This window comes from Martinezella calliandrae (genome assembly GCF_030272695.1).
Taxonomy (GTDB): Bacteria; Pseudomonadota; Alphaproteobacteria; order Rhizobiales; family Rhizobiaceae; genus Rhizobium; species Rhizobium calliandrae.
The window spans coordinates 1-449 of the sequence record NZ_JARFYN010000216.1; the positions used below are offsets into that span (position 1 = coordinate 1).

1 pseudogene is annotated in these 449 nt (G+C 62.8%); it reads right to left on the reverse strand.

Features of this window, described 5'->3' with window-relative positions:
- Positions 1–246, reverse strand: a pseudogene (locus tag PY650_RS36810) (esterase); the annotation flags it as partial.
- Positions 247–449 lie beyond the last annotated feature (203 nt).

Genomic DNA, 449 nt, shown 5'->3' on the forward strand with positions numbered 1-449 from the left:
CGGCCATTGTACCTCGCCAATCTTGCGGTTGCGGTCGGGAGGTATAGACACCTCGACACTATTGAGGGAGATCGCCGTGCCGCGATCGCCGGAATAGAGTGTGCCACGATCGTCCGATGGCTTGCGGGTCGTGACGACCAGCATGGTGATCCGGCTGGTATCGGTGGGGACCACCGCGAGAGGCTGAAAGACGTCCTGCACCCGGTGGGCGCAGCCCGATGCAAGCAGACATAGCGCCAGGGACACCGGAATTAGAAGCCTCCTGCATCAACGTCGTAGGGCGGCAATCGAGGCACACGCGCGGCAGCTGAGACCCTGGGCATTTCGCCCAGGGTGCGAGAGCGTTGACATCATCTCAGTTCTGCTCGACCTCACGGGGAATCCGGAACCAGGCGACATAGAGCGCGGGCAGGAAGAGCAGTGTCAGTGCGGTGCCCACGACGATGCCG